5 tRNA genes and 2 rRNA genes are annotated in these 850 nt (G+C 47.6%); all 7 read right to left on the reverse strand.

From position 1 onward, the window contains the following. Positions 1-62 precede the first annotated feature (62 nt). Positions 63-143: transfer RNA gene (locus AC1DJR_RS31865), tRNA-Leu, on the reverse strand. Between the two features lie 16 nt (positions 144-159). Then, positions 160-235: transfer RNA gene (locus AC1DJR_RS31870), tRNA-Lys, on the reverse strand. 4 nt (positions 236-239) lie between these two features. After that, positions 240-314, reverse strand: a tRNA-Gln gene (locus tag AC1DJR_RS31875). Between the two features lie 12 nt (positions 315-326). Then, positions 327-410, reverse strand: a tRNA-Tyr gene (locus tag AC1DJR_RS31880). 8 nt (positions 411-418) lie between these two features. Beyond that, a tRNA-Val gene (locus AC1DJR_RS31885) sits at positions 419-494 on the reverse strand. A 5-nt stretch (positions 495-499) separates the two neighbouring features. Then, positions 500-615 (reverse strand): 5S ribosomal RNA (gene rrf / locus AC1DJR_RS31890). A gap of 100 nt (positions 616-715) precedes the next feature. After that, positions 716-850: ribosomal RNA gene (locus AC1DJR_RS31895) — 23S ribosomal RNA — on the reverse strand; the annotation flags it as partial.

The following is an 850-nucleotide window of genomic DNA, read 5'->3' on the forward strand; positions in this document are numbered from 1 at the left end:
CAAGGTTGTATTCTACCACTGAACTACTTCCGCAAGACATGTTTGAGTTATTTTATTAAAAGTGCGGGTGAAGGGAGTCGAACCCCCACGCCAAAGGCGCTAGATCCTAAGTCTAGTGCGTCTGCCAATTCCGCCACACCCGCATATTTTTTAAGAAAATGGTGAGCCATGAAGGATTCGAACCTTCGACCCTCTGATTAAAAGTCAGATGCTCTACCAACTGAGCTAATGGCTCTTAATGGCTGGGCTAGCTGGATTCGAACCAGCGCATGACGGAGTCAAAGTCCGTTGCCTTACCGCTTGGCTATAGCCCAATAATTAAGAAATGGTGGAGGGGGGCAGATTCGAACTGCCGAACCCAAAGGAGCGGATTTACAGTCCGCCGCGTTTAGCCACTTCGCTACCCCTCCGACATATATGGTGGAGGATGACGGGATCGAACCGCCGACCCCCTGCTTGTAAGGCAGGTGCTCTCCCAGCTGAGCTAATCCTCCATTTTGCCTGGCAACGTCCTACTCTCGCAGGGACAAGGTCCCAACTACCATTGGCGCTAGAGAGCTTAACTTCCGTGTTCGGTATGGGAACGGGTGTGACCTCTCTGCCATCATTACCAGACTWTATTCKWTTGAGACAAWCATTATTATAMYTKATTCACYYWGAAAGTCAATAAGTTTTTTATATTCTCTCAAAACTAGATAACGTTGCTTCATATTATATGGTTAAGTCCTCGATCTATTAGTATTCGTCAGCTCCACATGTCACCATGCTTCCACCTCGAACCTATCAACCTGATCATCTTTCAGGGATCTTACTAGCTTACGCTATGGGAAATCTCATCTTGAGGGGGGCT

It is taken from the genome of Bacillus sp. 05T31, from assembly GCF_056396725.1.